At 35.1% G+C, this 24654-nt stretch carries 28 protein-coding genes, 1 pseudogene and 1 riboswitch; of the genes and pseudogenes, 17 read left to right on the top strand and 12 right to left on the bottom strand.

The window, feature by feature from the left end; genetic code table 11:
* From DD829_RS23860 to lgt, 6 genes are all read left to right on the top strand, one after another.
* Nucleotides 1-426: hypothetical protein (locus DD829_RS23860; protein WP_165814890.1), on the top strand; the 426-nt coding region annotated here is incomplete at its 5' end.
* Nucleotides 426-974, top strand: coding sequence for a DUF6705 family protein (locus DD829_RS20500; RefSeq protein WP_108410761.1), 549 nt, complete (start codon nucleotides 426-428; stop codon nucleotides 972-974). The genes DD829_RS23860 and DD829_RS20500, both read left to right, overlap by 1 nt.
* A gap of 39 nt (nucleotides 975-1013) precedes the next feature.
* Nucleotides 1014-1529 (top strand): hypothetical protein, encoded by a 516-nt coding sequence (locus DD829_RS20495; RefSeq protein ID WP_108410760.1) that lies wholly within the window; start codon nucleotides 1014-1016, stop codon nucleotides 1527-1529.
* A gap of 42 nt (nucleotides 1530-1571) precedes the next feature.
* Nucleotides 1572-2720, top strand: coding sequence for a hypothetical protein (locus DD829_RS20490; RefSeq protein ID WP_116548111.1), 1149 nt, complete (start codon nucleotides 1572-1574; stop codon nucleotides 2718-2720).
* Nucleotides 2721-3021: 301 nt separating this feature from the next.
* Entirely contained in the window at nucleotides 3022-3264 is a 243-nt protein-coding gene (yidD, locus tag DD829_RS20485; RefSeq protein WP_076393366.1) for a membrane protein insertion efficiency factor YidD, read from the top strand.
* Between the two features lie 435 nt (nucleotides 3265-3699).
* Nucleotides 3700-4566 (top strand): prolipoprotein diacylglyceryl transferase, encoded by an 867-nt coding sequence (gene lgt, locus DD829_RS20480; RefSeq protein ID WP_108411137.1) that lies wholly within the window; start codon nucleotides 3700-3702, stop codon nucleotides 4564-4566.
* Between the two features lie 76 nt (nucleotides 4567-4642).
* On the opposite strand, the gene DD829_RS20475 is transcribed toward lgt, so the two are convergent.
* On the bottom strand, nucleotides 4643-6157 hold the full coding sequence (locus DD829_RS20475) for an NAD(P)H-hydrate dehydratase (protein ID WP_108411136.1): 1515 nt from the start codon (nucleotides 6155-6157) through the stop codon (nucleotides 4643-4645).
* A 205-nt stretch (nucleotides 6158-6362) separates the two neighbouring features.
* Between DD829_RS20475 and mscL the strand changes: the two genes are divergently transcribed.
* Nucleotides 6363-6809: a large conductance mechanosensitive channel protein MscL gene (mscL, locus tag DD829_RS20470; RefSeq protein WP_076393362.1), complete on the top strand. Its 447-nt coding sequence runs from the start codon at nucleotides 6363-6365 to the stop codon at nucleotides 6807-6809.
* A gap of 71 nt (nucleotides 6810-6880) precedes the next feature.
* On the opposite strand, the gene DD829_RS20465 is transcribed toward mscL, so the two are convergent.
* Nucleotides 6881-7840, bottom strand: a complete 960-nt coding sequence (locus DD829_RS20465; protein WP_108411002.1) for a D-2-hydroxyacid dehydrogenase — start codon at nucleotides 7838-7840, stop codon at nucleotides 6881-6883.
* A 92-nt stretch (nucleotides 7841-7932) separates the two neighbouring features.
* Complete coding sequence (locus DD829_RS20460; protein WP_076393358.1) at nucleotides 7933-8340, bottom strand: phosphoheptose isomerase; 408 nt, start codon at nucleotides 8338-8340, stop codon at nucleotides 7933-7935.
* A gap of 245 nt (nucleotides 8341-8585) precedes the next feature.
* Between DD829_RS20460 and DD829_RS20455 the strand changes: the two genes are divergently transcribed.
* The 5 genes from DD829_RS20455 (at nucleotide 8586) to DD829_RS20435 (ending at nucleotide 12160) form a co-directional block, all read left to right on the top strand.
* Nucleotides 8586-9185, top strand: coding sequence for a Pr6Pr family membrane protein (locus DD829_RS20455; RefSeq protein ID WP_108411001.1), 600 nt, complete (start codon nucleotides 8586-8588; stop codon nucleotides 9183-9185).
* A gap of 180 nt (nucleotides 9186-9365) precedes the next feature.
* Nucleotides 9366-9878: an isopentenyl-diphosphate Delta-isomerase gene (gene idi / locus DD829_RS20450; RefSeq protein ID WP_108411000.1), complete on the top strand. Its 513-nt coding sequence runs from the start codon at nucleotides 9366-9368 to the stop codon at nucleotides 9876-9878.
* Nucleotides 9878-10354 carry a hypothetical protein gene (locus tag DD829_RS20445; protein ID WP_108410999.1) on the top strand — a complete coding sequence of 159 codons (477 nt, stop codon included), beginning with the start codon at nucleotides 9878-9880 and terminating at the stop codon, nucleotides 10352-10354. Before idi ends, DD829_RS20445 begins: the two co-directional genes overlap by 1 nt.
* Nucleotides 10355-10369: 15 nt before the next feature.
* On the top strand, nucleotides 10370-11446 hold the full coding sequence (gene gcvT / locus DD829_RS20440) for a glycine cleavage system aminomethyltransferase GcvT (protein WP_108410998.1): 1077 nt from the start codon (nucleotides 10370-10372) through the stop codon (nucleotides 11444-11446).
* Nucleotides 11447-11650: 204 nt separating this feature from the next.
* The gene (locus DD829_RS20435; protein ID WP_116548110.1) at nucleotides 11651-12160 is read left to right on the top strand and encodes a hypothetical protein; all 510 of its coding nucleotides are present in this window, start codon (nucleotides 11651-11653) and stop codon (nucleotides 12158-12160) included.
* Nucleotides 12161-12720: 560 nt separating this feature from the next.
* Here DD829_RS20435 and DD829_RS20430 read toward each other — a convergent pair.
* Nucleotides 12721-13068: an arsenate reductase family protein gene (locus DD829_RS20430; RefSeq protein ID WP_076393338.1), complete on the bottom strand. Its 348-nt coding sequence runs from the start codon at nucleotides 13066-13068 to the stop codon at nucleotides 12721-12723.
* Nucleotides 13069-13188: 120 nt separating this feature from the next.
* Here DD829_RS20430 and DD829_RS20425 point away from each other — a divergent pair, with 120 nt between their 5' ends.
* From DD829_RS20425 to DD829_RS20405, 5 genes are all read left to right on the top strand, one after another.
* Nucleotides 13189-13656: an acyl-CoA thioesterase gene (locus DD829_RS20425; RefSeq protein WP_108410261.1), complete on the top strand. Its 468-nt coding sequence runs from the start codon at nucleotides 13189-13191 to the stop codon at nucleotides 13654-13656.
* Between the two features lies 1 nt (nucleotide 13657).
* Complete coding sequence (locus DD829_RS20420) at nucleotides 13658-14530, top strand: sugar phosphate isomerase/epimerase family protein (protein WP_108410262.1); 873 nt, start codon at nucleotides 13658-13660, stop codon at nucleotides 14528-14530.
* A 13-nt stretch (nucleotides 14531-14543) separates the two neighbouring features.
* A riboswitch (Fluoride riboswitch) is annotated at nucleotides 14544-14611 on the top strand.
* Between the two features lie 30 nt (nucleotides 14612-14641).
* Complete coding sequence (locus DD829_RS20415; RefSeq protein ID WP_108410263.1) at nucleotides 14642-15946, top strand: voltage-gated chloride channel family protein; 1305 nt, start codon at nucleotides 14642-14644, stop codon at nucleotides 15944-15946.
* A 92-nt stretch (nucleotides 15947-16038) separates the two neighbouring features.
* Entirely contained in the window at nucleotides 16039-16920 is an 882-nt protein-coding gene (locus tag DD829_RS20410; RefSeq protein WP_116548109.1) for a LysR family transcriptional regulator, read from the top strand.
* A 300-nt stretch (nucleotides 16921-17220) separates the two neighbouring features.
* Nucleotides 17221-18162, top strand: coding sequence for a YeiH family protein (locus DD829_RS20405; protein ID WP_116548108.1), 942 nt, complete (start codon nucleotides 17221-17223; stop codon nucleotides 18160-18162).
* Between the two features lie 252 nt (nucleotides 18163-18414).
* Here the strand turns inward: DD829_RS20405 and DD829_RS20400 are convergent, their stop codons facing one another.
* The 8 genes and pseudogenes from DD829_RS20400 to DD829_RS20365 all read right to left on the bottom strand — a co-directional run.
* Complete coding sequence (locus DD829_RS20400) at nucleotides 18415-18603, bottom strand: hypothetical protein (RefSeq protein WP_108409833.1); 189 nt, start codon at nucleotides 18601-18603, stop codon at nucleotides 18415-18417.
* A 168-nt stretch (nucleotides 18604-18771) separates the two neighbouring features.
* A complete protein-coding gene (locus tag DD829_RS20395) occupies nucleotides 18772-20013 on the bottom strand; it encodes an MFS transporter (RefSeq protein WP_108409880.1) in 1242 nt (413 codons plus the stop codon).
* A gap of 297 nt (nucleotides 20014-20310) precedes the next feature.
* Entirely contained in the window at nucleotides 20311-21876 is a 1566-nt protein-coding gene (gene rny / locus DD829_RS20390) for a ribonuclease Y (protein WP_076393324.1), read from the bottom strand.
* 239 nt (nucleotides 21877-22115) lie between these two features.
* Nucleotides 22116-22406 (bottom strand): cell division protein ZapA, encoded by a 291-nt coding sequence (locus tag DD829_RS20385; RefSeq protein ID WP_076393322.1) that lies wholly within the window; start codon nucleotides 22404-22406, stop codon nucleotides 22116-22118.
* The gene (locus tag DD829_RS20380) at nucleotides 22406-22708 is read right to left on the bottom strand and encodes a hypothetical protein (protein WP_108409882.1); all 303 of its coding nucleotides are present in this window, start codon (nucleotides 22706-22708) and stop codon (nucleotides 22406-22408) included. Before DD829_RS20380 ends, DD829_RS20385 begins: the two co-directional genes overlap by 1 nt.
* A gap of 138 nt (nucleotides 22709-22846) precedes the next feature.
* Nucleotides 22847-23629, bottom strand: a complete 783-nt coding sequence (locus DD829_RS20375; protein ID WP_087710951.1) for a porin family protein — start codon at nucleotides 23627-23629, stop codon at nucleotides 22847-22849.
* A 3-nt stretch (nucleotides 23630-23632) separates the two neighbouring features.
* Nucleotides 23633-24364, bottom strand: coding sequence for a bifunctional demethylmenaquinone methyltransferase/2-methoxy-6-polyprenyl-1,4-benzoquinol methylase UbiE (gene ubiE, locus DD829_RS20370; RefSeq protein WP_076393308.1), 732 nt, complete (start codon nucleotides 24362-24364; stop codon nucleotides 23633-23635).
* A 3-nt stretch (nucleotides 24365-24367) separates the two neighbouring features.
* Nucleotides 24368-24654: pseudogene (locus DD829_RS20365) on the bottom strand (hypothetical protein); the annotation flags it as partial.

The following is a 24654-nucleotide window of genomic DNA, read 5'->3' as shown; positions in this document are numbered from 1 at the left end:
GATCCATATATAGGAATTTATAAATCTAATTTTGAAGGAAATGAGATAACACTATATATTACAAAACAAGAAAATAAATTAGAGAAAAGTACTGGAAAAACATATTATTTAGATGCCTTAGTAATAAAGTATATAGTGAGAAATAATTCAGGTGTAATCTTGCAGGATACTCAAAATTCTAATGTGCCAAATATTGAATTATATAGTATTGCAACACGACCGTATGAAAATAAAATTATTTTCTACTACAGTGGAACTAATTGTGGTATAGGTTGGGGAGATGTTTTCTTAAAGAAAATAAGTGCAACCCAAATATCTTGGGAATATAGACCTGATAGTACTTCGATAAGTGATAATTGTCCTCTTACTGCTGATAAAACAGTTTATTTGCCGGAAACAGATAATCTAATTTTCACAAAACAATAATGAAAAGTGTTTTGTTTTTAATAATATTTGCTGCAGTTTCTTGTAAATCACAACAAATATTGCCAATGAATACAGCATTAGATAATATTCCCAATAATGCACAAGTAAAAGATTTAAACAACGAATTAAATCCCTATATTGGAATCTATAAAGCGAACTTCGAGGGTAATGAAATTACATTATTTATAACAAAGGAAGAAAATAAATTGGAGAAACGAGTTAGTAAACAATTTTATCGTGATGCTTTAGTTGTAAAATATATTGTAAAAAATGTCAGTGGGTTAATTTTACAGAGTAATCAAAATAGCTCTTCCAATCAACTATATAGTATTGGTACAAGACCTACTGAAAATTCTGTCGTATTATATTATTACGGAACTAATTGCGGAGTTGGTTGGGGTAAAGTGACTATAAAAAAGCTTAGCACGACTCAAATATCCTGGGATTACAGTCCTAACAGTACCTCTTTGAGAGATGATTGTCCTTCTACTGCAGACAAAGCGGTTTATTTGCCGGAAACAGATAATCTAATTTTCACAAAACAGTAATAAAAGCCTCTTCGGAGGCTTTGTTGTTCAAATAAAATTATGAAAAAACTATTTTTCTTTATTACTCTATTTAGTTTTCTTATTGGGTGTAATATAAAGCAAAAGCCATTAGTATACTATCTTTCAACATTAGAAAATATGGGAACTCTTCCCATTGGCAAAGAAGATTCAGCTAAAATTTTAAAAGTTAAATTGTCCGCTGAAAAATCTTTAGAAAATTGTAAAAAAAATTATGGTGCAAGTTGTGTAGATGATATTGAGATACTAAGTCGAGAAGTACAATTCCGAGGTGGAATAAATAAGTTTCGCAAGATATTATTTGAGAAATTCAAAGTTCCAAAAAATGCTAAAGAAGGAGAAAACCGAGTTCGTATTACAATCGGAACACAGGATGATTTAGAGAAAGTAGAAATACTACGTTATACCGATGAAAATACAAAAAAAGCCATTGAAAATGTTTTCAAACTGAAAGAACTTAACACATGGAAGTCTGCTAAAATATATGGCATTCCGGTAAAAGAACAATTTGAGATAAGCATTTTTACAAAACAATAATTAAAAGCCTCTTCGGAGGCTTTGTTCTAAACACAAATTATAATGCAACAATTATTATATTTTTTAATTCTCACATCTTCTCTTTTACAGTCTCAAGTTATAAAAGACAGTGTTTTAGGAAATCCAAAATATGTAAAAGAATATGTAGTTTTTCTAAATGATTCCGGTCCGTTTACTTTTATGAAAGGTGATAATGAATATGGTCATGCTACAAGAATGGTTCCTAAAATTCTGAGAAGAAGTATGTCGGGATCCTGGTTTGAAACCGATTTTTGCAGATATATCAACAATGAAACTTATTATGATAAAAACCGTAATATTACAAAAGAAACATGGTATTATAAATCGGGAGAAATTGTTGATGATTATATATATACGTACGATAGTTTGGGAAGACTAATTAATGAAAAATCTAAAAATGATTATTCAGAAGATAATTACCTCTATTTTTATGATAAAGAGAGTAAGGTTGTAAATTTTAGAGAAAATTATTATAAAACTGAAGATGAACCTATGAAAAAATATGTTCATCATATTGAAAGTTTTAAACCACTATTTATTACAAAATATGATACTGTTAAAAGAACAGACAGCATTTTTGCAATAACGGATAAGATTTGGAAAAAATCGGATGAAAGCTATACTCAAAGAAAAGATTCAATTTATCATAAAAGATTAAGTAGAGTAAAAATTTATAATAATAAATATGAAATTACTGAAGAAAAAATTTTTGATCATGAAAGTGATTACCAAAATAAAATAATTTTAACAAGACATCTTAAGTATGAATACGACGAATTTGGCAACATAACGAAACAAACCAATTTTAATGATGGAAAACGGTATTCTTACATCATGTTTGATAGCGGAAAGATTCTTGAACAAAAAACTGATGACGGTAGTTTCAGCTCTTCACAAGTTTATAGTTATACAAAAAATAATATGTTAGAAAGAGAAACGCTTTATGGGGGAGATAAATTATGGCGTGATATAAAGTTTGAATATAAAAACAACCACATTGTCAAACTTCTCTATCTTGATAAATTTGGTCGCGAAGACAAGGAGATAGAACCAACAGTAATTATTTTCAAATACAAATTCGATAAGCAAAAGAACTGGACGGAAATTATTAAAAACATAGATGGAAAAGACCTCTATAAATGGGTAAGAGAAATTAAATACTATGAATAGAAGCTGTTTTAAAATGAGACATCCTCTTTTTTAGGTTATATGTTTTATTAAAGAACTTTATATTATACTTTACGAAGTATTGCCTATAAAGGAAATAAACAATAGCAAACGAAAACCACCTTTCTTTGGTGGTTTTTTGCTTTTGTTATACAGATCATCTATTCTTTTCTTAATTTTAAAAACAGTAAAAACTGCAAATCGATAAACATACCGTTTTATCCTCCGAACAGACTTTTACCGTCCCGAAACTTCTAACAAATTTAAACTAATTTTCAATTTTTTACCCTATTTTTGCATTGTTTTGAAACTTACATTCAATAAAATAATCACTTTTCCTTTGGTAATTCTCATCAGATTTTACCAGTGGTTTATTTCGCCCCTGCTTCCCAAAAACTGCCGTTATGAGCCTACCTGTTCGCATTACATGGTGAAAGCGCTTCAGGTGCATGGTATTTTTAAAGGATTCTGGCTGGGTGCAAAAAGAATTTCAAGATGTCATCCGTGGGGAGGAAGCGGATATGATCCTGTACCGCCAAAAAAGTAAAATTTAAAATAAACAACTACTAAAAAAATAACAATGAGTAATATTTTTTTCAGAATGTATCTCGTCATTTTTGCGTTCATTACCCAGTGTCTTGTTGCGCAGAATTATCCGGACGGAATGTCCGACGGAACTTTAAAAGTAAACTCTACCGATGTTCCGGTAAAAATTTATTCGACTACTGAAGTTCAGGATCTGAATGAATTTGCCGACAAACCCATCAAAGAAAATGTACTTGTTATTCTGAATGAGTCTAATTTCGAACCTGTTTATGTAAATTACAGCATTGCGACACTGGCAAAATACAAACTGGTGCATTATCAGCTTTTAGACAAGAATTTTAAAGTGATTGATGCGGCGGCAACGAAGGAAAATATCAATACCTTTAAGTACGCCGTTAAAACTGCAAAACCTCTTACCGAATCAGACAACATCAGTCTGGAAACTCCTTTTAAGATCTGGGATCCTACAAAAGGAATTCAGTTGGGACCTGTTACGCTTCATTTTTACAGTCTGATGTTCATTTTTGCGTTCGGTTTCGGATATATTTTAATGAACAGAATCTTTAAAATCGATAATGTAAACCAGAAATATTTAGAACCGCTTTTCACATGGACTTTACTGGGAACCATTCTGGGAGCAAGAATGGGACACGTAATTTTTTATCAGCCTGAACTTTTCAAAGAAGATTTCTGGAGCGTATTTCTACCTATCAGTACTAAAAATGGTTTGAAATTTACAGGATTTTCAGGACTGGCAAGTCATGGCGCAACGATCGCGTTGATTTTCACAACTTTATATTATTCATTTAAAATCATCAAGAAAAATCCTTTCTGGGTGTACGACAGATTAGGAATTGTGGTTGCTTTGGGCGGCGCTTTTGTAAGAATGGGAAATTTTTTCAATTCTGAAATCATCGGAAAACCGGTTGATCCCAACTCTCCTTTTGCATTGCTTTTCCCACAGCAGAGCAGTGAATACGGTGTAACAGTTCCGCGATATCCTTCGCAGTTATTTGAAGCTTTCGGATATGTTTGCCTTTTCGTCTTACTGTGGATTCTGTACAGAAAAACCAACAAAAAATATCAGCAGGGATGGTTATTCGGATTGTTTTTCATTATTCTTTGGGCAATCAGATTCTTTGTAGAATTCCTGAAAGAGCCGCAAGGTGACGAATTCATCCAGTTTGGAGGATTAAACACCGGTCAGGTTTTATCTATTCCGTTCATGATTGCAGGAGTAGTTATTATGATCGTTTCGAAAAAGTTCAAAATTACTCAGGCTGAAAACGAAAAACCTGAATAAGCGAAGAATTTAAAAATATAAAAAGGCAAGTTTGTAATCAAACTTGCCTTTGTTTTTATCTACATTGATGTTAAAATTATAATGCTCTTTCTATTTTTGCATTCAGCTCTTTGAAAACGCTTCCAAATTCACCAATGATGTCCGTCGGAAGTACAGATTCTTTAGAATGCTTTTCTGATGCCAATTCTGCCGCTCTGCCGTGAAACCAGACTCCTAAAACTGCAGCTTCTTTTTCTGAGTAATGCTGCGCTGAAAAAGAGGTTAAAATTCCGGTTAAGATATCTCCGCTTCCTCCTTTTGCCAGTCCTGAATTTCCAGTGATATTGTAAAAAGCATCTCCTTCAGGCGTTACAACCTGAGTATGATGATCTTTTAAAACAATATAAATTCCCAATTCTTTAGCCTTATTTTTCGCCAGTTTTAACCGTTCAAAAGAATTTTCAGTGGCGCCGAACAGCCTTTCAAACTCTTTCGGATGAGGTGTTATAATAGAATTTTCAGGAATTATCTTTACATTTTTTGAATCCTGTGAAATGATATTCAATGCATCGGCATCCAAAATCAGAGGTTTGGAGTAGTTTTTTAAAAAGGTAAGAAAACTTTTCGCGGTCTCATCATTGGTTCCCAAACCGGGACCTATTCCGCAGACTGCATGTTCATCCGTTTCAAAATGATCTATGAAATCATTTCCGCCTTCGATAAACATGGCTTCAGGATTCGAAGTCTGTAAAATTTCATATCCACATTTCGGAGCCAGCGTGAAAGTAAGTCCTGCTCCGGTTCTGAGTGCCGATTTCGTTGCAAGAACCGCGGCTCCCATTTTCCCGTAGCTTCCACCTGCAATAATGGCTTTGCCATAGGTTCCTTTATGCGAAAAATCTTCTCTCGGTCTGAAAATATCTTTGATCATATCTTCATGAATCACAAAGTCCTCCGTTTTCGTTTCAGCAATATAGTCTTCATTTATATTAATATCCAAAACTTTCACTTTTCCTGCATATTTTCCGGTTTCGGGATGAAGAAAAGTTTTTTTCCAAAACTGAAAACTCAATGTATAATCTGCCTTAAAAATAGTGGCATTTTCAGCAGAAACAGTATCGGCAAAAAGTCCGGAAGGCATATCAACAGAAATTTTAAGATTACTTTTCAGGTTCAGAAAATCGATCAGTTCTTTAAACTCTCCTTCAATATTTTTTGATAAGCCGGTTCCGAAAAGTGCATCGATAATAACTGTCCGGTTATCAAACCTATATTCTTTTGCTTCTTTAAATTCTCTGATGAAAACACCCGAAAATTCTTTTAATTCTCTGAAATTATTTCCTGCATCCGAAGAAAATTTAGCTTTGGTATTGGTAAAAACATCTACATCAAAACCTTTCAGATGAAGCATTCTCGCAATGGCAAAACCATCGCCTCCATTGTTTCCTTTACCGCAAAAAACCGCAAAGTTTCTATGGTTTTTACAATTTTCAAAAATCCAGTCAACACAAGCCTGCGCAGCTCTTTCCATAAGCTGAACAGAAGAGACCGGTTCATTTTTTATTGTATATTCATCCCCATTGCGAATCTGTTCCGCTGTAAAAATTTTCATATTTAATATTGTATTTTGTATTAAAAGCAATTTACGAAAAAGAATTTTTAAATGCTCTGAAAAGAATTATGTGGATCTCTTAATTAAGAAACTTTCACATTTTATCATATTTGATTAATATTTAGTTATAAAAACTCGAAAATTATATTTTTTTTTGTAATTTAACCCATCTTTTGTTAAAATAATACTTAAAAAAATATAAATTATGGGATTTGTAAAAGAATTTAAAGAGTTTGCGATTAAAGGTAATGCTTTCGATCTTGCTGTCGGTGTCATCATCGGTGGAGCTTTCGGAAAAATTGTAACCAGTGTTATCGATGACTTAATTATGCCAATTGTTGCTGCACTTGTAGGGAAACCGGATTTCAGCAGTATTTATTATGCTATGGGTAAAGGTGCTGAAAACATTCCTGCGGGAGCAACCCTTGCCAAAGCTAAAGAAATTGCACCCGACGCCGCTATTTTTGCGTATGGTAATTTTATTACGGTTGCCATTAATTTCCTTTTACTGGCACTTGTTGTATTTATTATGGTAAAAGCAATCAACAAAATGAAGAAAGAAGAAGCTGCCGCTCCGGAAGCTCCTGCGGCTCCTACTGCAACAGAACAATTGCTTGCGGAAATCCGTGATGAGCTGAAAAAGAAGAATTAAAAAAATTCGTTATAAAACAAGACTCCGGCGCAACTTTGTTGCGCCGGAGCTTTTATATTTTATCAAAAAAATTACTGAATCTGTAAAATACTTGAAATCTGCTCTGCCAAAGAAAGCCCGATTCTGTCCTGCGCTTCCAGTGTAGAAGCACCGGTATGCGGCGTCATAGAAATTTTAGGATGATTTAAAATTTCTTTTGAAGGAGTCGGTTCGTTAATGAATACATCCAAACCTGCAAACTTCACTTTTCCTGAATTCAAAGCTTCAATTAAAGCGGCTTCGTCAATAACTCCGCCTCTTGAGCAGTTTACAATGGCTACTCCGTCTTTCATCATTTCAAATTCATTTTTTCCGATCATATAACCATCTTTCTGAGCCGGAACGTGAAGGGTAATAAAATCTGAATGTTTCAGAACATCCTTAAGCGGTTCTGTTTCAATATCCACATTAATGAACTGATTGTTGTAAAACTTAACTTTAATACTTGCTTTTCCTACATTATTATCTGCAGCAATAACTCTCATTCCAAGACCTAAAGCGATTTTAGCAACTTCCTGCCCTATTCTTCCCATTCCGACAATCCCGATGGTTTTACCTTTCAGCTCAATTCCTGCAGCATACGCTTTTTTCAGACCGGCAAACTCAATATCTCCTACCAAAGGCATTTTTCTGTTGGAATCCTGTAAAAATCTTGCTCCTGAGAACAGGTGTGCAAAAACCAGCTCAGCAACCGATTCTGACGATGCAGAAGGGGTATTGATCACATGAATTCCTTTTTCTCTTGCATAATCCACATCAATATTATCCATTCCTACTCCACCTCTTCCGATGATTTCGATGGAAGGACAGTTATCGATAATATCTTTTCTCACCTGTGTTGCACTGCGTACCAAAATAGTACGGATCTGGTGCTCATTAATGTAATCTACCAACTGTTCCTGCGGAACTTTTGTCGTAATTACTTCAAAACCTTTCTCTTTCAATGCATCAATACCGGATTGATCCAAACCGTCGTTTGCTAAAACTTTCATAAAACTTTTATAGATTTAATATTTGAGAAAATCAATACGATTAAAAACTATTTATCATAATATTTAATCGTTTAATCTTTTTCCTTATTTTTTTACTCGTCTTCTTTGAAAACTTCAATCGTAACCTGTTTTTCAACCAAATCTGTAAATCTTCCTTTATATCTTGTTGCTCTTACCAGATGATTGTCGATCCAGTGGTAATTTCCGCCTCTTGGTTTTCCGCATAAAACACTGTGATATTTAAATCCGTGCTTATCCAGCCAGTCGATTGTAATTTGCTTAAGATTTTCTGTTCTTGACGTGAAAAAACAAATCTGGTGACCTTCATCATACCATTTGTTGATGGTTTCCAGAGCATCCGGGAAAGGCTCACAGGTAACCATTCTTTCAGGCTCTTCGTTCGGAACGTCTTCTGTAATGGTTCCGTCAATATCAATTAAATAGTTTTTTACGCCGTCCTTAAGAATCGGACTAATGTGTTCTATGTACTCTAATTCCATCATAAAAATTTGAAATGCAAAGTTACATTTTTTGCACCAAAAAGGCTTGTTAAACTTGCTTTATATTAAATTTCTACGTTAAAAACATTTATTTAATGAATAATATTAATAATTAATTTGCTTTTTATACAATTTTAATTAAAATTTTTCTCTTTTATGAAATTAAATACTTCTCTTTTGTATCCATCTGTTTTACAGTTTAAAAATGGCTTTTTTATCTTATATTTGAAACACACCTCAACAATATGAAAAAAACTTTATCCTTACTGTTCGCGCTTACGGGATGGTTTGCCATCATTACTCAATATGTTCTGATGATCCGGAATTCGGAATTTTCTTTTTGGGAAACAACGATCCGCTTTTTCAGCTATTTTACCATTTTAACCAATATAGTTGTCGCTTTTTATTTTACGGTCCAGACCTTCAAAAAATCTTCGAATGAAAAATCAGGGATTTTGACGGCGATAACGGTTTACATTTCAATTGTAGGATTAATTTATCAGTTTTTGCTTCGCTCTACATGGAATCCTTCCAGAATGCAGAAACTGGTGGATGAATTGCTCCATTCGGTTATTCCACTTTTGGTTCTGATTTACTGGTATTGGTATGAAAATAAAAATAATCTGAAATACGGCTCTATTTTGAAGTGGGCTATCTATCCTGTCATTTATTTAGGATATATTTTAATCCGGGGAAGTTTTTCAGGATTTTATCCTTATCCGTTTGTGGATGTGGCAAGTTTTGGCTTAACAAAAGTTTTAATCAATGCTTTATGGATTACTGCTTTCTTCTTCATTTTATCGCTTGTCTTTATTAAAATCGGAAAATTGACAGGCAAAGGTTAATTAATAAGGCATAAAAAATTTTCAGATCCTCTTTCTGAATGTCCGTCAAACCTGCAAGAAATCTTAATTTCACAGAAAAAAACACCCGTTTCGGTTTATCGGTTTCGGCTTATATCTCAAAAAATATGATGTTTCACCAAAAATTTCCAAAATACATTTATTACACTTACATTTGTAGAAATGGAAGAATTCGTAGTTTTAGTAAATCCTGAAGACAAAGTTCTTGGCTTGATGGAAAAGCAGCAGGCGCACATCAACGGCTTACTGCATCGTGCTTTTTCAGTTTTTTTATTCAACAGCAGCGGCGAAATGCTTCTGCAGAAAAGGGCTTCCGGAAAATATCATTCTCCTCTGAAATGGACCAATGCAGTCTGTTCGCACCCAAGAAGTGAAGAAACATATCTTGAAGGAGCCAAAAGAAGAGTAAAGGAAGAATTGGGAATTGATGTTGAGCTTTCAGAAAAATTTAATTTCATTTATAAAGCCGATGTCGGAAACGGACTTTGGGAACACGAACTTGATCACGTTTTTACAGGAACTTTCGAAGGCGAATTCTATTTAAATAAAGATGAAGTGGAAGAAGTACGCTATATTTCTCTTGAAAATCTCAATAAGGAAATTTCTGAAAGTCCAGACCATTTCACAGAGTGGTTTAAAATCATTCTTGAAGAATATAAACATAATCTGCACTGATGAAAAAGTTTTTTCTTATCATTTCTTTGGTAACCGCATCTTTATTTTCTGCACAGTCTGTCCCAACGAAAGTGTATGAAAATGATAACTACTCCATCACGCTTCCGGAAGGCTGGAAAGTAACCAACGACAGCGAAATCATCAATATTTTCCCGGGTAATGAGATTGGAGCCATTACGATTTCAGAATATCACGATCTTAATCTGCCGGAAAAAGAAACCAAAAAATTTATTCTCGCGCTTTACAAATCTTCAGACGACGAAAAGAAAATAAAAAGCAAAAGCGGAAAAAAAGGATACACAGAATATTTTTACGAATATGATGATGAACACGAAAAACTCCACTGGATCACCAGAGTTTTTCAGAAAGACAAAGATTTGTTTCTCGTTACCATCAACTGCACACAGAAATACTGGAACGGAAATTATATGAAGCTTTTCAACGAGGCTTTCGACAGTTTTAAAATAAAGAAATAGAAATAAAAATTAAATATGAAGAAAACAGCATTGTACGACAAACACGTTTCTTTAGGAGCTAAAATCGTACCTTTCGCAGGCTTTGAAATGCCTGTACAATATTCGGGAGTTACTGAAGAACATTTTGCCGTAAGAGAAAAGGCAGGTCTGTTTGATGTTTCTCACATGGGACAGTTTTTCATTGAAGAGGCAGGTTCCAAAGAACTTTTACAATACGTTACCACCAACAATGTAGACGCTCTGGAAAACGGAAAAGCACAATATTCTTGTCTTCCAAACGAAAACGGAGGAATTGTAGACGATCTTATCGTTTATAAAATGGAAGATGACAAATATTTCGTGGTTGTCAATGCTTCAAATATTGATAAAGACTGGGATCATATCTCCAAATACAATACTTTCGGAGCAAAAATGACGAATGCTTCAGACGAAATGTCTTTATTGGCAGTTCAGGGACCGAAAGCGACTGAAATTCTTCAGAAATTAACCGAAACCAACCTTTCTGAAATTCCTTACTACCATTTTACAGTAGGTTCTGTGGCGGGAGTAAATGAGGTGATCATTTCCAATACAGGCTACACCGGAAGCGGAGGTTTTGAGATCTATTTTAAAAACGAATCTGCCGAAAAACTTTGGGATGCTATTATTGAAGCAGGTGCGGAAGAAGGAATTATTCCTTGCGGACTGGCTTCCAGAGATACATTGAGACTGGAAAAAGGATTCTGCCTTTACGGAAACGATATTGATGATACGACTTCACCAATTGAAGCAGGCTTAGGATGGATCACAAAATTCGATAAAGATTTTGTATCTAAAGAAACGTTTGCCAAGCAAAAAGAAGAAGGCGTTACCAGAAAATTAGTAGGTTTTGAATTAACGGATAAAGGGGTTCCAAGACACGACTACCCTGTTGTAGACGCAGAAGGAAACGTTATCGGAAAAGTAACTTCGGGAACGCAGTCGCCGATGAAAAAAGTTGGTTTAGGTCTTGCGTATGTAGATAAACCTCACTTCAAATTAGGTTCTGAAATCTTCATTCAGGTAAGAAACAAAAACATTCCTGCCAAAGTGGTGAAAGCTCCTTTTGTATAACTGATTGTTTTTTAACGAATATAAAACCGCCTTGCAGAATTTGTAAGGCGGTTATTTTTTTGGAGCTGTTTCCGGCTATCCACTTTATCTTTATTTTTTTGCCGGAGCTTCGCTCCGGCAAAAAAATAAAGGATGCCGTTTCTATCCGGGCTAAAATAATATATTGCAATACATTTTTTCGTACTATTACAAAAATTTTTTCTGATGAAAAAAATGGTATTCCTCTGTATCATCATACTTATTACAGTTTACATTTTCTATCCTGTTTTTGAAAGTGAAGGAATTTCTTATCTCATTATTTTCTGCTGTTTTGCAACGCTCTGTTTTACCATTGCAAAAATAATGACGGGAAATTTCCCAACAGATTATGAATCAACAGAAAAAGAGATGAACAGACTTTATTCAGAAGACGGAATTTTCAGTTATAACGCAGAAGGTTTTTATTTCAAAAAAGAATCAGAACCGAAGCAATACATTAAATATTCAGACATTTTGGAAGTTAATTCCTTCACCATTCGTTTTTTGCATAGAGAAACTCAATCCGGCATTGAATTAATTACAGTCGATAAAAAGTATGAATTTCTAGACGAATACTGTAAAGGAATTGAAAAATTTACGGAACAGCTTTCCGACAAACTTCCGTTTCATCAAAACTCTGAATTACAAATAACGAACAATCATGGCCTGAAAAAAAGGAATTTATTTCTAAAATAATATAAATTGCTTGGGACCTCCGTCAAAAACTTTTTGGTTATTATAAAAACCTAACAGGTTTTGAAAATCTGTTAGGTTTGAGCCTATTCGCTTATAGATTTTGAAGCTTTATTAGAAATTAACTTTCAATAATAGAAACAGAGAGGATATTAAAAATGGAATTCCGCTTATTAAAGACAGCTGGTCGACATTAGACTTTGAAAAGTCTTTAACCAATACAAAAAATACCAACATCAGACTTATACAAAAAGTATTAATCAGGATTTTCTGTAATCGCCATCTTTTAATCTTTAAACTAATTAAAAGCAATACCTGAAAAATGAGAGACAGAAATGCGGCAGGTACTAATCTTCCATCGTAACGATCTAAGTTAAAAGCATTCGCGTCCGACAAAATAAATTGCGGACTTAAAATTTCATAAATGAGCAGAATCCCTAAGCCATGTCCTGCCCCGATTAATATAAAAGCATTTAAAATAGCCGTTGTAATTACCGGAATTCAGCTTTTTCATGTAAAATGATCTCCCTTTTCTTAAAAACTTTGATTTAAGGAGACTTATTTTAATTAAAAAATCCCCTTAATGCTTCCAAATTCTTTTTATCGTTTCCTATAAAAATTTCTTTGTCCGTAAGAAAAACCGGACGTTTCAAAAAGGTGTAGTGATCCAGCAATAGTTCTTTAAACTCTTCTTCTCCCAAAGATTTCAGATCCAGTTCCCTTAATTTGATCTGAGTAGATTTTTTGCTGAACAAAGCTTCGTAAGATCCTGCATGTTTGTGCATTTCTTCCAATTCATCCTGGGTAATCGGTTGTTTTTTAATTTCGCGAAGTTCCCAGTCCTTAAGATTGAATTGTCCTAAAATTTTTCTGCACGTATCGCATGTATTAAGATAAAATACTTTTTTCATTTAGAGTTCTAAGTTTTTTCTAATGTTAAATGGAAACTTTATAAGTTTACCGTTATCAAAAGTAGCATTTAATCTACCGTTTTGAAAATTATTGAATACCTTTATTGAAATTTTATCAAAATGGACAACAAACCGATCACTTTTCAGTTTATTTCAGAACCTTCAGATGTCAACTACGGCGGAAATGTACATGGAGGAAGCGTGATGAAATGGATCGATCAGGCAGGGTACGCCTGCGCAACAACGTGGAGCGGAAATTATTCAGTAACGGTATATGTAGGAGGAATCCGTTTCTATGATCCTATTAAAATCGGGGAAATCGTAAAAGTGGAAGCTCAGGTAATTTATACGGGTTCATCAAGTATGCATATTTCCATCAATGTCTTCTCCAGAAACCTGAAACAGCCAAATTTTGATAAGAAAACACACTGCATCATTGTATTTGTTGCCGTAGACGAAAACGGAAAAAAACTTCCGGTTCCCAAATGGATTCCTGAAACGGTAGAGGAAAAACAGCAGGAACAGTATGCAAAGCGTCTCATGGAACTGAGAACACAGATAGAAGACGAAATGAAACCTTTCCTGTAAAATGCAGAGAAAAGATTTTATAAAGATTTCCTCGCTGGGATTTTTAGGATTATATTCCTGCGGAATTTCTAACTTTAAAAGCAACAGAAAACCTTTGGCAATTCAGCTTTATACAATTCGTGATGCTGTTTCAGAAAACCTCGAAAAAGCTTTGGAAAAACTGGCAATATTAGGCTTTAAAGAGCTTGAAATCTACGGCTACAACGGAACTTTTTTCGGAAAAAGCAGGAATGAATTTCAGAGCATCTTAAAAAATGTCGGTTTAAAAGTAATCAGTTCACATCACACAACGGGAATTCTTCATCATGAGAAAGGAACATTAACCAACAATTGGGAACAGACCGTTGAAGATTTACATCTTATTGGTTCAGAATATATGGTCTGTTCTTACCTTTTTCCTGAAGAAAGAACCCTGGAAAACTATAAAAAACTGCCGGAACTGCTGAACAAATCAGGAGAAATAACAAAAAAAGCAGGAATCCAGTTTGCTTATCACAATCATGATTTTGAATTTGAAAAGTTTGATGAAACCGGAACTGTTTACGATTTTATTCTGGAAAATTCTTCATCCGATCTGGTAAAAATGGAGCTGGATCTATACTGGATTTCAAAAGCAGGTATCGATCCGTTACTTTATTTTGAAAAGTATCCCAAAAGATTTCCATTGTGGCACGTAAAAGATATGAAAGCCGGAACAAAGGATTTTGCAGAAATCGGAAACGGAATTATTGATTTTAAAAGAATTTTCGGAGCCCGAGAAAAAGCAGGACTTCAACACTGTTTTCTGGAACAGGATTCCAGCGATAAAAATATGTTTGAAAGCATCACGATAAGCCGAAATTACATGCTGAAAAATGATTTCTTTTTAAAATAAATTTTATCTTTGCACTACAAAAGGAAATGGTGTTCTTCCTTACCCAACCGCTTTTCAAAAGCTGATGACGCCTGATTAAAAGATTATTAACAGTAATTGATCAGGAAAATTATGTCTCAACATCAACGAACTTTAAACCGTACAATAAAATTATACACAGGTTTTTTCTTCAGAAAATATCCGGCTCTTCCTTACATTCTGAAATGGCTATTCATCAGTCTTATTATCGGGATTTTAGTCGGAAGCGCTTCCGCCGGTTTTTTAAAATCTCTGCAATGGGCAACCGATTTCAGGGAAAATTATCTTTGGCTGATTGCGTTTCTGCCTGTTGGAGGATTTTTAACGGGACTTTTGTATCATTATTTCGGAAAAGATGTGGAAGCGGGAAACAATTTGCTGTTGGAAAATATTCAGGAGCCAAAAGAGATTATTCCTTTTAAAATGGCGCCTTTTGTCTATTTAGGAACAATGGTCACGCATTTTTTCGGAGGTTCTGCAGGTCGTGAAGGAACTGCTCTTCAAATGGCGGGAGCGATTTCCGATCAACTGACAAAAATCCTGAAACTTGATAAAAATGACAGAAAAATTTTGCTGATCTCGGCTATTGCCGCGGGTTTTGGTTCTGTTTTCGGCACGCCTTTAGCCGGAGCGGTTTTTGGGCTTGAAGTTTTCCTGATCGGGAGAATTCGATACAATGCTATTTTTCCAGCTTTCACTTCGGCTGTTTTGGCTGATCTTGTCACCAATTTATGGAAAGCAAAACATACGCATTATCATATCGATCTTACTCCAAAAATTGAGTTTCTGCCTGTTTTGTATAGTGTTTTGGCAGGAATCATTTTTGGAATCTGTGCGGCAGCTTTCAGCAGAATGATTCATTTTATGGGTGCTGCTTTTAAATCTAACATAAAATATCCTCCGCTTCGTCCCGTTATCGGCGGAATTCTTGTTGCTGTTGCCGTTTTCGCAATGGGAACCACAAGATACATCGGTCTTGGAATTCCAACCATTGTAGAATCTTTCGAAAAACAGCTTCCGCTTTATGATTTTGCCTTTAAAATGATTTTTACTGTTGTTACCCTTTCGGCAGGATTTAAAGGCGGTGAAGTTACTCCCCTTTTCTTTATCGGAGCGACATTGGGAAGTGCATTGTCATTATTTATTCCGCTTCCGTTCGGTTTACTTGCCGGAATGGGATTTGTGGCTGTTTTTGCAGGCGCAACCAACACTCCGCTTGCGTGTATGCTTATGGGAATTGAATTGTTTGGAGCAGAATGCGGAATCTATGTGGCAATTGCGTGTATCGTATCGTATTTGTTTTCAGGAAATAACAGCATTTATACAAAACAAAAGATCGGTGAAGCAAAAAACCGTAGATTTGAACATCTTCATGATAAAAATTTCTCGGATTTGTAGAGTCGTTGATGGTTGATATTTGTTAGCAATTAACGCTGTAATTTTACTCTAATTAAAAACCATCAACCGTCAACTAAAAACCAACAACCACAATGTTTGATTACAGATTAAAAGTTTTTCATACCGTTGCTTCAAGATCGAGTTTTACCAAAGCTTCGGAAGAACTGAATATTTCGCAGCCTGCCGTTACAAAGCATATCAAAGAAATTGAAAATCAATTAAATACTAAACTATTTGACAGAAAAGGAACTTCTATTCAACTGACGCAAAGCGGAAAAATTTTGTTTGAATATGCTGAAAAGATCAGGAATATTTATCGCGATCTTGAGTTTGAGATTCATCAGATTAATCAAAAACATCAGGGAAAACTGATTATCGGAGCGAGTACCACGGTTGCTCAGTATATTTTACCGGAAATTTTAGCTAAATTCAAATCTTATTACAAAGATCTTAAGATTGAATTGATTACGCACAATACGGAAATGATTTCCGAATTGCTGAAGGATGGGAAAATCGATCTCGGGATTATTGAAGGGGAATCTCAATCTTCCTACTTTGATTATCAGAAATTTAAACCTGATGAAATCGTACTGGTTGCAAAAGCGAATCATCCTTTAGCCAATAAAACTCTGAATGTTAAGGATTTGTACGAAATAGAATTAATTTTAAGAGAACAGGGTTCCGGTTCTCTGGAGTTTATTCAGAATCGGTTGAAGGAAAAAGGAATTGTCACTGAAAATCTGAATATCGTGATGCAACTGGGAAGCAGCGAAAGTATTAAAAATTATCTTCTACATTCAGATTCTCTGGCGTTTCTTTCGATCAGCACCGTTTTAAATGAATTGAAAAACAATCAGTTAACAATTATTGATATTAAAAACTTCAGTATCGAACGGAATTTTCATTTTATTCTTCCAAAAGGTGAACAATCTGAATTGATTCGCTTATTCTTAAAATTTACCCATCAGATTTAAACGGCTTCCAATTATAAAACTGTTTACACTTTTTTACCGCAAAAGATTTTAACACTTTAGTCATTTAAGTTTAATACTTAATGAAAAAAAGAACACATAAGTTAAAAAAATCTTTGATTTTTTTTTGCAGACTTTGAAATACTTAAAATATCCCACTACAACCTTTTGTACCTTTTGCAGTTAAATTCAAAATTAATTTGAACAAAATTATAACTTTAAGTTATGGATTATAACAAAATACAATTTACTTTGTAATGATAATTGTCGGAATTTTGAACCATCAATTTAAAATTCCTATCAATGAAAAGCTTTATCTCCAATGAAAGATCAAAGAAAATAATCTTCATTTTACTGGCAGTTGTATGCCCCACTCCTATTGTTTCTTCGCCTGTTGCATTGCTTTTGGGATTTGTACTGGCGGTTTTCCTCGGAAATCCTTTTGAAAAGAGTCTGCATCGGTATATTCATCTGCTGTTGCAGATTTCTATTGTAGGTCTTGGATTCGGGTTAAAGCTTGATGAGGCTCTTGAAGCGGGAAAATCGGGGCTGATTCTAACGGTAATCAGTATTTTTACAGTGATGATTCTGGGCTATTTTGCCGGAAAATTCCTTAAGCTTGAAAGACCTTTGTCGTACCTTATTTCTGTGGGGACTGCAATCTGTGGCGGAAGTGCCATCGCTGCAACTTCTCCCATCATTAAACCCAGCACGAAACAGATTTCACTGGCTCTGGCTATTGTTTTTACGCTGAATTCTGTTGCTCTTTTTATTTATCCGCCCATCGGTCATTTGCTGAATCTTACACAGGAACAGTTCGGGTTATGGTGCGCCATTGGAATTCACGATACGAGTTCTGTGGTAGGAGCGGCAGGAAAATACGGAAATGAAGCGCTGAAAATTGCTACTACGGTAAAGTTAGCAAGAGCATTGTGGATTATTCCGGTTTCTGTGATCACGATGTTTATTTTTAAAAGCAAGGAATCTAAAGTGAAAGTTCCATGGTTTATCGGTTATTTTATTGTGGCTATTTTGCTGAATACGTATTTTCCTTTTGTCGGTCAGTTAAGTTCTTCAATTACTGTTTTAGCGAAGTCCGGATTAAACTTAACGTTGTTTTTTATCGGTTCTACGCTGTCTGTACAAACTTTGAAGACCATTGGTTTTAAACCTCTTGCTTTGGCTGTTTTTCTGTGGATTTTCATCAGTACCGGAAGTCTGCTGTATATTTTGAATTTTGACTGATATTTGTAAGAAATCCTGATATCCTAGCCTCGATTGGAGCAATTGTCTGAGCTCATTTAAGAGATTTGTGCTGCGGCAGCGAAGCTGCCGCAGCACAAATCTCTTAAATAGCGAGTGCGGAAAGCGAGAAAAAGCTCCTGAAATTTTTTATTTAATTTTGATAACTTCCATCAATACAAAAACCTTCTGGAAGGTCCCAAAAGGCTTTTGCGTATTAAATGTGGAAATGTTTATTTCAGTTGAAATAATTTCTTATATAACGTCGTTACAGGTGTAAACCTGCGGACAAGCAATGTACTGAACACAATAGAACGGTCCTGTTACAGATCCTGAACAGCTGCATCCGCATTTTGACAGATCCGGTGTTCCGCTTACGCCTCCAGTAATGTTTTTAAGATCGGCTTTCTTTAATTTTGTTGCATTTTTCAAAAAATTTTGCATAGTGATTTGGTTTTGAGATTATACAATTTTAGTTACTTTTCAAAGTTAAACAAATATTCATTATTCAAAGCATAATTTAATGCTAATTTTGATAATTTATTTATTTTGTTAGCCTTATTAAAGTTAGTAACGAAAAAACGACTGTATTATTTTTTAAACAGCTATTATTTATTCTGTGAAATCCAGATCTCTGTCGTGGGTTTCCGAAACCGTTAAGGAAGAATAGAAAGCCAGCCCAAAAACAATGATTCCGACTATTGCAGCACTTACAATAACTGAAAAATCTTTCTTGAAAAAATCGAAACCAAAGATCATTACAGGAACCAATCCGCGCACCATATTCGGAACGGTGGTGGTTGCCGTATTTCTAATGTTGGTTCCGAACTGTTCTGCGGCTAAAGTGACAAACATCGCCCAATATCCTGTTCCGAGTCCGAGCCAGACACAGAAAATATAGTATTTCGTTTCGGTATTCGTATTTCCGAAAAGCATGATGGCAACGCCAATGACGGTAAAAACCAACATATAAAAAATTGCCTTTTTTCTGGATTTTAAAAGGTGTGAGATGAATCCGCTCGCCAAATCTCCGGCAGAGATCCCGACATACGCCCACATTATTGCTTTTCCGGGGTTAAGATTTTCAATTCCCAGTTCCGGAGCAAACTGGTTGGCTAAAACCGCCAGAATGCCGATGCAAAACCAGGTGGGTAATCCTATTGCAATGCATTTTAAATATCGTATTAAACGGTCTTTATTGGTGAAAAACGACAGGAAATTCCCTTTGGAGACAGATTGGTGTTCTATGGTTTTGTAAATTCCGGATTCGGAAACGCTGATTCTGAGAAATAAAAGTAAAATTCCGAGAATTCCTCCGATGATGTAAGAAATATTCCATCCTCCTGCTAATTCTACCGTTAACTGAGCTACAACGGCTCCCATTAACCCGAAACCAGCAACAACGGACGTTCCGATCGCTCTTAAATTCTTCGGCAGGCTTTCAGAAACAAGGGTAATTCCTGCTCCGAGTTCTCCGGCTAATCCAATCCCTGCGATAAATCTTAATCCCGCATATTGATACACCAAATGTTCTTTGGGGAAGTACGGTAAAAATCCACACGCAATATTCGCCAAAGAATAGACTAAAATAGAACCGAATAAAACGGAAAGTCTTCCTTTTTTGTCTCCGAAAATTCCCCAGAAAATTCCGCCCAGCAGTAAACCAATCATCTGTGCATTAAGAATAAACGTTCCGTCGATATCCGGATTCAGCCCTAAAGCTTTTAAACTTGGAATTCTTACGATCCCAAATAAAAGTAAGTCGTAGATATCTACAAAGTAGCCTAACGCGGAAATGATAACAGGAATGGAAAAAATGTACTTCAGTTTTGAAGATGTGGAAAGTTCTTGCATTTTGGAGTTTTAAATTTTTAAGTCTGTTTAAACTTTTTATTTAACCGCAAAAGTAGCAAAAGATGAACTAAACTTTTATTTAAAGCTGGTGATTATAAATGAAAAAGATCACAATAGTTTTTAAAAATCTTTGATTTTTATTCTTTTGAGCACTTTGATCATTTTGGAAATTCGCTTTATCATTATCTTTTGTCCCTTTTGCGGTTTATTCTGTAATTAGTTTAAAAAAGTTTTTTGCTAAAAATAAAAACCTTCCAATTTCTTGAAAGGTTTTTATGAATTATCTTTTTCTGATTCTTATCTCGCAATATTCACAGCTCTCGTTTCTCTGATTACCGTTACTTTTACCTGTCCCGGATAAGTAAGTTCGTTCTGAATTTTTTCTGAGATGTCGTACGATAACTGAGAAGCTACTTCATCATTTACTTTTCCGCTTTCTACCATTACTCTTAACTCTCTCCCTGCCTGAATTGCATAAGCAGAAGAAACTCCGTCGAAACTTAATGCTGCCGATTCAAGGTCTTTCAGTCTTTGGATATATGATTCAAGAACCTGTCTTCTTGCTCCCGGTCTTGCTCCTGAGATTGCATCAGCAACCTGAATGATCGGAGACAATAGTGAAGTCATTTCCACTTCATCGTGGTGTGCTCCGATGGCATTTACAACTTCTGCATTTTCACCGTATTTTTCAGCCCACTGCATACCTAATAAAGCGTGAGGAAGTTCAGATTCCTGCTCCGGAACTTTACCGATATCGTGTAACAGACCTGCTCTTTTTGCTAATTTTACATTTAAGCCTAATTCAGCCGCCATTGTCGCCGCGATATTTGCCACTTCTCTTGAGTGCTGTAATAGATTTTGTCCGTAAGAAGAACGGTATTTCATTCTACCTACGATTTTAATTAATTCAGGGTGTAATCCGTGGATTCCTAAATCGATGATCGTTCTTTTTCCTACTTCAATGATCTCTTCTTCGATCTGTTTTCTTGTTTTTTCTACAACTTCTTCGATTCTTGCCGGGTGAATTCTTCCGTCTGTTACCAATCTGTGAAGGGATAATCTTGCGATTTCTCTTCTTACCGGATCGAAGCATGAAAGAAGAATTGCTTCCGGAGTATCGTCAACAATAATTTCCACTCCTGTAACGGCTTCCAGAGCGCGGATATTTCTACCTTCTCTACCGATGATTCTTCCTTTTACCTCATCCGATTCGATGTTGAATACAGAAACTGAATTTTCGATTGCCTGTTCTGTTCCGATTCTCTGAATGGTCTGGATAACGATTTTTCTCGCTTCGCTTTTTGCATTAAGCTGCGCTTCTTCCATGATGCTCTGAACGTGCGCCTGAGCTCTAGTTTTCGCTTCCGCCTTCATGGTTTCCACCAATTCTGCTTTTGCTTCTTCAGCGGTGTAGTTGGCAATTTTTTCTAAAATTTCAACTTTTTTAGCGGTTGCAACGTCCAGTTCATGCTGTTTTCTTTCTAAGATTTCTGTTTTTTTAGCATAATCAGCGATTTGCTTATCCAGATCTTTTTCAAGTTTTCCGGTTTTGCTAAGCTCATCATTCAGCTTGTGCTCCTTATCCTTGATTCTTTTTTCAACTTCCTGCATTTTCTTTTCTCTTGCCTGAATGTCTGCATCGTGCTGAGATTTCAGTTCAAGAAATTTTTCTTTAGCCTGAAGGTTCTTTTCTTTCTTTATGGATTCAGCCTGTACATTGGCTTTTTCTATAAGGTTTTCGGCATTTTTCTGTGCATCATCTATAATAAATTTTGCTTTGGTATTCAATGAGCTTTTGGAGAAAAATATCCCTGCAACCGCACCGATTAATAAACAAACAACGCCGATTATAACTTCTATCATAATTTATATTGAGTTTTAATTGTATTCATATTCTTTTAATTATTTTACATAAAAAAGCCCACAATAATCCAGAGATTGAGAGTAAACTCCTAATCAACACGATTTGAACTGATTTCCACTGTCTGTAATCCGGAGAACCGGCACGCCATTCAATGGACATTTGTTCGGTAATTGTTTAGCGTTGAGTTTACCTTTAATGTGTTAGAATTATTGTAGGCAGCTTTTTCGGGAAAAAAAATCTATTTCCCTGTTTCATTGTTCAACGACTGATTAATTTTTGCTAATCTTTCGTTGGTAGATTGTATTGTTTTATCGTAGTTCGCAGACACTACTTCGGCATTGGTCCCCAATTTCAGGGCGCACATCGCCAAAGCATCCTGTTTGTCTCTCACATCGAAATTCTGTTCAAAATCTTTAATCATATTCTCTATCTGCTTCCCGACTTTACGCAGAGTTTCTTCTTCTGCTGCCGGTACGTTCAGCGGATATACTCTTCCGGCTATATTAATGGTTATTCTTCTTACCTCCATTATAATCCACTGTTTTGAAGCTGCGCAATGCAGAAATCTATTTCTTTTACCAACCTGTTGATGTGGTTTTTCATCAGTCGGTTATGTTCAGGATTTCCTGATATTGCCGAATAAAGTTTTATATTTTTTTGTTCTTCTGCTAATACCTGATTTTTTCTTCTTTCCTCATCATATTTCTTCTTCAGTTCTTCATGCTCAACATTTAATTCCGAGAATCTTTCACTAAGATTTTTGTAATTTTTCTGTAACTGCAAAATCTTTTTTTCTAATTCTGAAAAATTGTTTTCTAAATCTTGAAGCATTTCAGGTTTTGTATATTCTAACTATTAGCAAAAATAACAAAATATTAATACTAACAAAAATAAAACGGTCTATATTTTGCCCGGAAACAAAAAAGGAGACACAAAATGCATCTCCTTTATCTATTTTATAGTAAATTTTTATTCAAATTTCAATACAAAGAAAATCGCTCTTGTCTGTAATGTAGACATTGCAGAAGTCCAGTAAGGAGGCGTTGTTGCGTTATCTGCTACAATCTCGTTGTTCATAATGAAAGTACCTCTTACGGCAGGAGTCAGTTTAAATTTATTGAAATAAAACTGAATTCCCATTTCTGCAGACCAAGCAAAGTTATGCGTAGTAGATCTGAAAACCTGCTGCATATTGTCGTCTGTAGAAGTTGCATTAGACTGAAGGTTTACAATATAGTTTACCCCGGTTGCAACGTAAGGTCTGGAATTGTACCATCTGTTTCCGTGGAACTCCAATAATACAGGAATGTCTATTAAAGTCGTTTTAATATCTCTTATTCTGTCTTTATCCGTTAATTTCATCGGGATAAAAGGATCGTTCGTCAAAGTACCTGCAGCATACTGGTCGTTGGTCTGCGTATTAAAAGTAAGCTGTCTCTGCCCAAATTGTAACCCCGGTTCCAATCTTACATCCAGGAAGTCATTCAGCCTCCATTTTGCGATTAAACCTGCACCGAAACTGTAGCTTTCTTTAGATGTAACAAGATTCTGATTGTTATACATCCCATATCTTGGATTGAGAACAATACGGTAGTCTAGTCTATTACCACTTAGATAAAAACCCCAACTGAATTTCTGCTCGTCAAAGTCTTCCAACTTATCCATTCTGTTTCGGGTTCTGAATTGCGCGTTTGCTAAAACTGCAACATTTACTGAGGCTAAAACCAGTGCTCTTAATAAAAATTTATTCATAGGTTACTTTGTTGCTTTATAAATTGTGGCTATACCTAAACTTAGTTTTTTATATTCAACTTTTTTAAATCCTGTATCTAAAAGAATTTGTCTCATCTTTTCCCCATAAGGAAAAGCATTTACAGAATCCGGAAGGTATGTATACGCCCTGTTATCTTTGGAAACCAGTCTGCCGATCGCAGGTAAAATGTTTTTAAAGTAAAACATATACAATGGTCCCATAAACCCTTCAACCTTTGAAAACTCCAGTATATAAACACTCTTGTTATCTTTAACTACTCTTCTTAATTCTGCCAAACCTTTGGTAAGGTTTTCAAAATTCCTTACTCCGAATGCAACGGAAACCGCATCGAATCTGTTATCTTCATAGAGTAACTTCTCCGCATCTCCTTTTTGCATGGAAATTTTGCCGTCTAATTTAAGTTTTTTTATTTTAATAACGCCAACATTTAACATTTGTTGCGATAAATCTAAACCAATTACTTTAGAGCCGGTTCCTTTTTCTACGGCAATCGCCAGATCGCCCGTTCCTGTAGCCACATCCAGCACTTCCTGCGGATTGTCTTTTTTCATCCATTTCACCAGTGTATTTCTCCACATGACATCAATTTTCATGGATAAAACACGATTCAGAAGATCATACTTCGGTGCAATATTGTCGAACATATCTTCTACCTGACTCTTTTTAGTAGCGTCGGTATTGTAAGGCGTAATTTTGGTAATATCTTTTGTCAAAACTTAAAACTTGTAATATTCGTTATAATAATTAAGGTAATCCTGCTTTCTGAAGATCTTCGATCTCGATTCTACCTTCTGGATATTTTTGATAATCTTATCATAATCTTCGTCTACATTATAATAAAAATCATCGGTAAACAGCTTACTGAAACGTCTTGCGCCTCCAAAGTAAGGCTTTCCGTCGATGATCGTTTTATCCAATGCCAAAAGTAATGAATCTTTTTTAAGATTATACCCATAATACTGATCATTAATATAATAATCCTGATGAGCAATATTAATAAGAC

This window comes from Chryseobacterium sp. HMWF035, assembly GCF_003094695.1.
Taxonomy (GTDB): domain Bacteria; phylum Bacteroidota; class Bacteroidia; order Flavobacteriales; family Weeksellaceae; genus Chryseobacterium; species Chryseobacterium gambrini.
Note: the sequence above shows the minus strand (reverse complement) of the source record. Positions and strands in the feature narration are given on the sequence as shown.

Excerpts from the sequence above, each read along its gene's own strand:
- DD829_RS20500 (WP_108410761.1), top strand. The coding sequence starts at position 426 with ATGAAAAGTGTTTTGTTTTTAATAATATTTGCTGCAGTTTCTTGTAAA.
- DD829_RS20495 (WP_108410760.1), top strand. The coding sequence starts at position 1,014 with ATGAAAAAACTATTTTTCTTTATTACTCTATTTAGTTTTCTTATTGGG.
- DD829_RS20490 (WP_116548111.1), top strand. The coding sequence starts at position 1,572 with ATGCAACAATTATTATATTTTTTAATTCTCACATCTTCTCTTTTACAG.
- DD829_RS20475 (WP_108411136.1), bottom strand. The coding sequence starts at position 6,157 with ATGAAAATTTTTACAGCGGAACAGATTCGCAATGGGGATGAATATACA.
- mscL (WP_076393362.1), top strand. The coding sequence starts at position 6,363 with ATGGGATTTGTAAAAGAATTTAAAGAGTTTGCGATTAAAGGTAATGCT.
- DD829_RS20465 (WP_108411002.1), bottom strand. The coding sequence starts at position 7,840 with ATGAAAGTTTTAGCAAACGACGGTTTGGATCAATCCGGTATTGATGCA.
- DD829_RS20460 (WP_076393358.1), bottom strand. The coding sequence starts at position 8,340 with ATGGAATTAGAGTACATAGAACACATTAGTCCGATTCTTAAGGACGGC.
- DD829_RS20455 (WP_108411001.1), top strand. The coding sequence starts at position 8,586 with ATGAAAAAAACTTTATCCTTACTGTTCGCGCTTACGGGATGGTTTGCC.
- idi (WP_108411000.1), top strand. The coding sequence starts at position 9,366 with ATGGAAGAATTCGTAGTTTTAGTAAATCCTGAAGACAAAGTTCTTGGC.
- DD829_RS20445 (WP_108410999.1), top strand. The coding sequence starts at position 9,878 with ATGAAAAAGTTTTTTCTTATCATTTCTTTGGTAACCGCATCTTTATTT.
- gcvT (WP_108410998.1), top strand. The coding sequence starts at position 10,370 with ATGAAGAAAACAGCATTGTACGACAAACACGTTTCTTTAGGAGCTAAA.
- DD829_RS20435 (WP_116548110.1), top strand. The coding sequence starts at position 11,651 with ATGAAAAAAATGGTATTCCTCTGTATCATCATACTTATTACAGTTTAC.
- DD829_RS20430 (WP_076393338.1), bottom strand. The coding sequence starts at position 13,068 with ATGAAAAAAGTATTTTATCTTAATACATGCGATACGTGCAGAAAAATT.
- DD829_RS20425 (WP_108410261.1), top strand. The coding sequence starts at position 13,189 with ATGGACAACAAACCGATCACTTTTCAGTTTATTTCAGAACCTTCAGAT.
- DD829_RS20420 (WP_108410262.1), top strand. The coding sequence starts at position 13,658 with ATGCAGAGAAAAGATTTTATAAAGATTTCCTCGCTGGGATTTTTAGGA.
- DD829_RS20415 (WP_108410263.1), top strand. The coding sequence starts at position 14,642 with ATGTCTCAACATCAACGAACTTTAAACCGTACAATAAAATTATACACA.
- DD829_RS20410 (WP_116548109.1), top strand. The coding sequence starts at position 16,039 with ATGTTTGATTACAGATTAAAAGTTTTTCATACCGTTGCTTCAAGATCG.
- DD829_RS20405 (WP_116548108.1), top strand. The coding sequence starts at position 17,221 with ATGAAAAGCTTTATCTCCAATGAAAGATCAAAGAAAATAATCTTCATT.
- DD829_RS20400 (WP_108409833.1), bottom strand. The coding sequence starts at position 18,603 with ATGCAAAATTTTTTGAAAAATGCAACAAAATTAAAGAAAGCCGATCTT.
- DD829_RS20395 (WP_108409880.1), bottom strand. The coding sequence starts at position 20,013 with ATGCAAGAACTTTCCACATCTTCAAAACTGAAGTACATTTTTTCCATT.
- rny (WP_076393324.1), bottom strand. The coding sequence starts at position 21,876 with ATGATAGAAGTTATAATCGGCGTTGTTTGTTTATTAATCGGTGCGGTT.
- DD829_RS20385 (WP_076393322.1), bottom strand. The coding sequence starts at position 22,406 with ATGGAGGTAAGAAGAATAACCATTAATATAGCCGGAAGAGTATATCCG.
- DD829_RS20380 (WP_108409882.1), bottom strand. The coding sequence starts at position 22,708 with ATGCTTCAAGATTTAGAAAACAATTTTTCAGAATTAGAAAAAAAGATT.
- DD829_RS20375 (WP_087710951.1), bottom strand. The coding sequence starts at position 23,629 with ATGAATAAATTTTTATTAAGAGCACTGGTTTTAGCCTCAGTAAATGTT.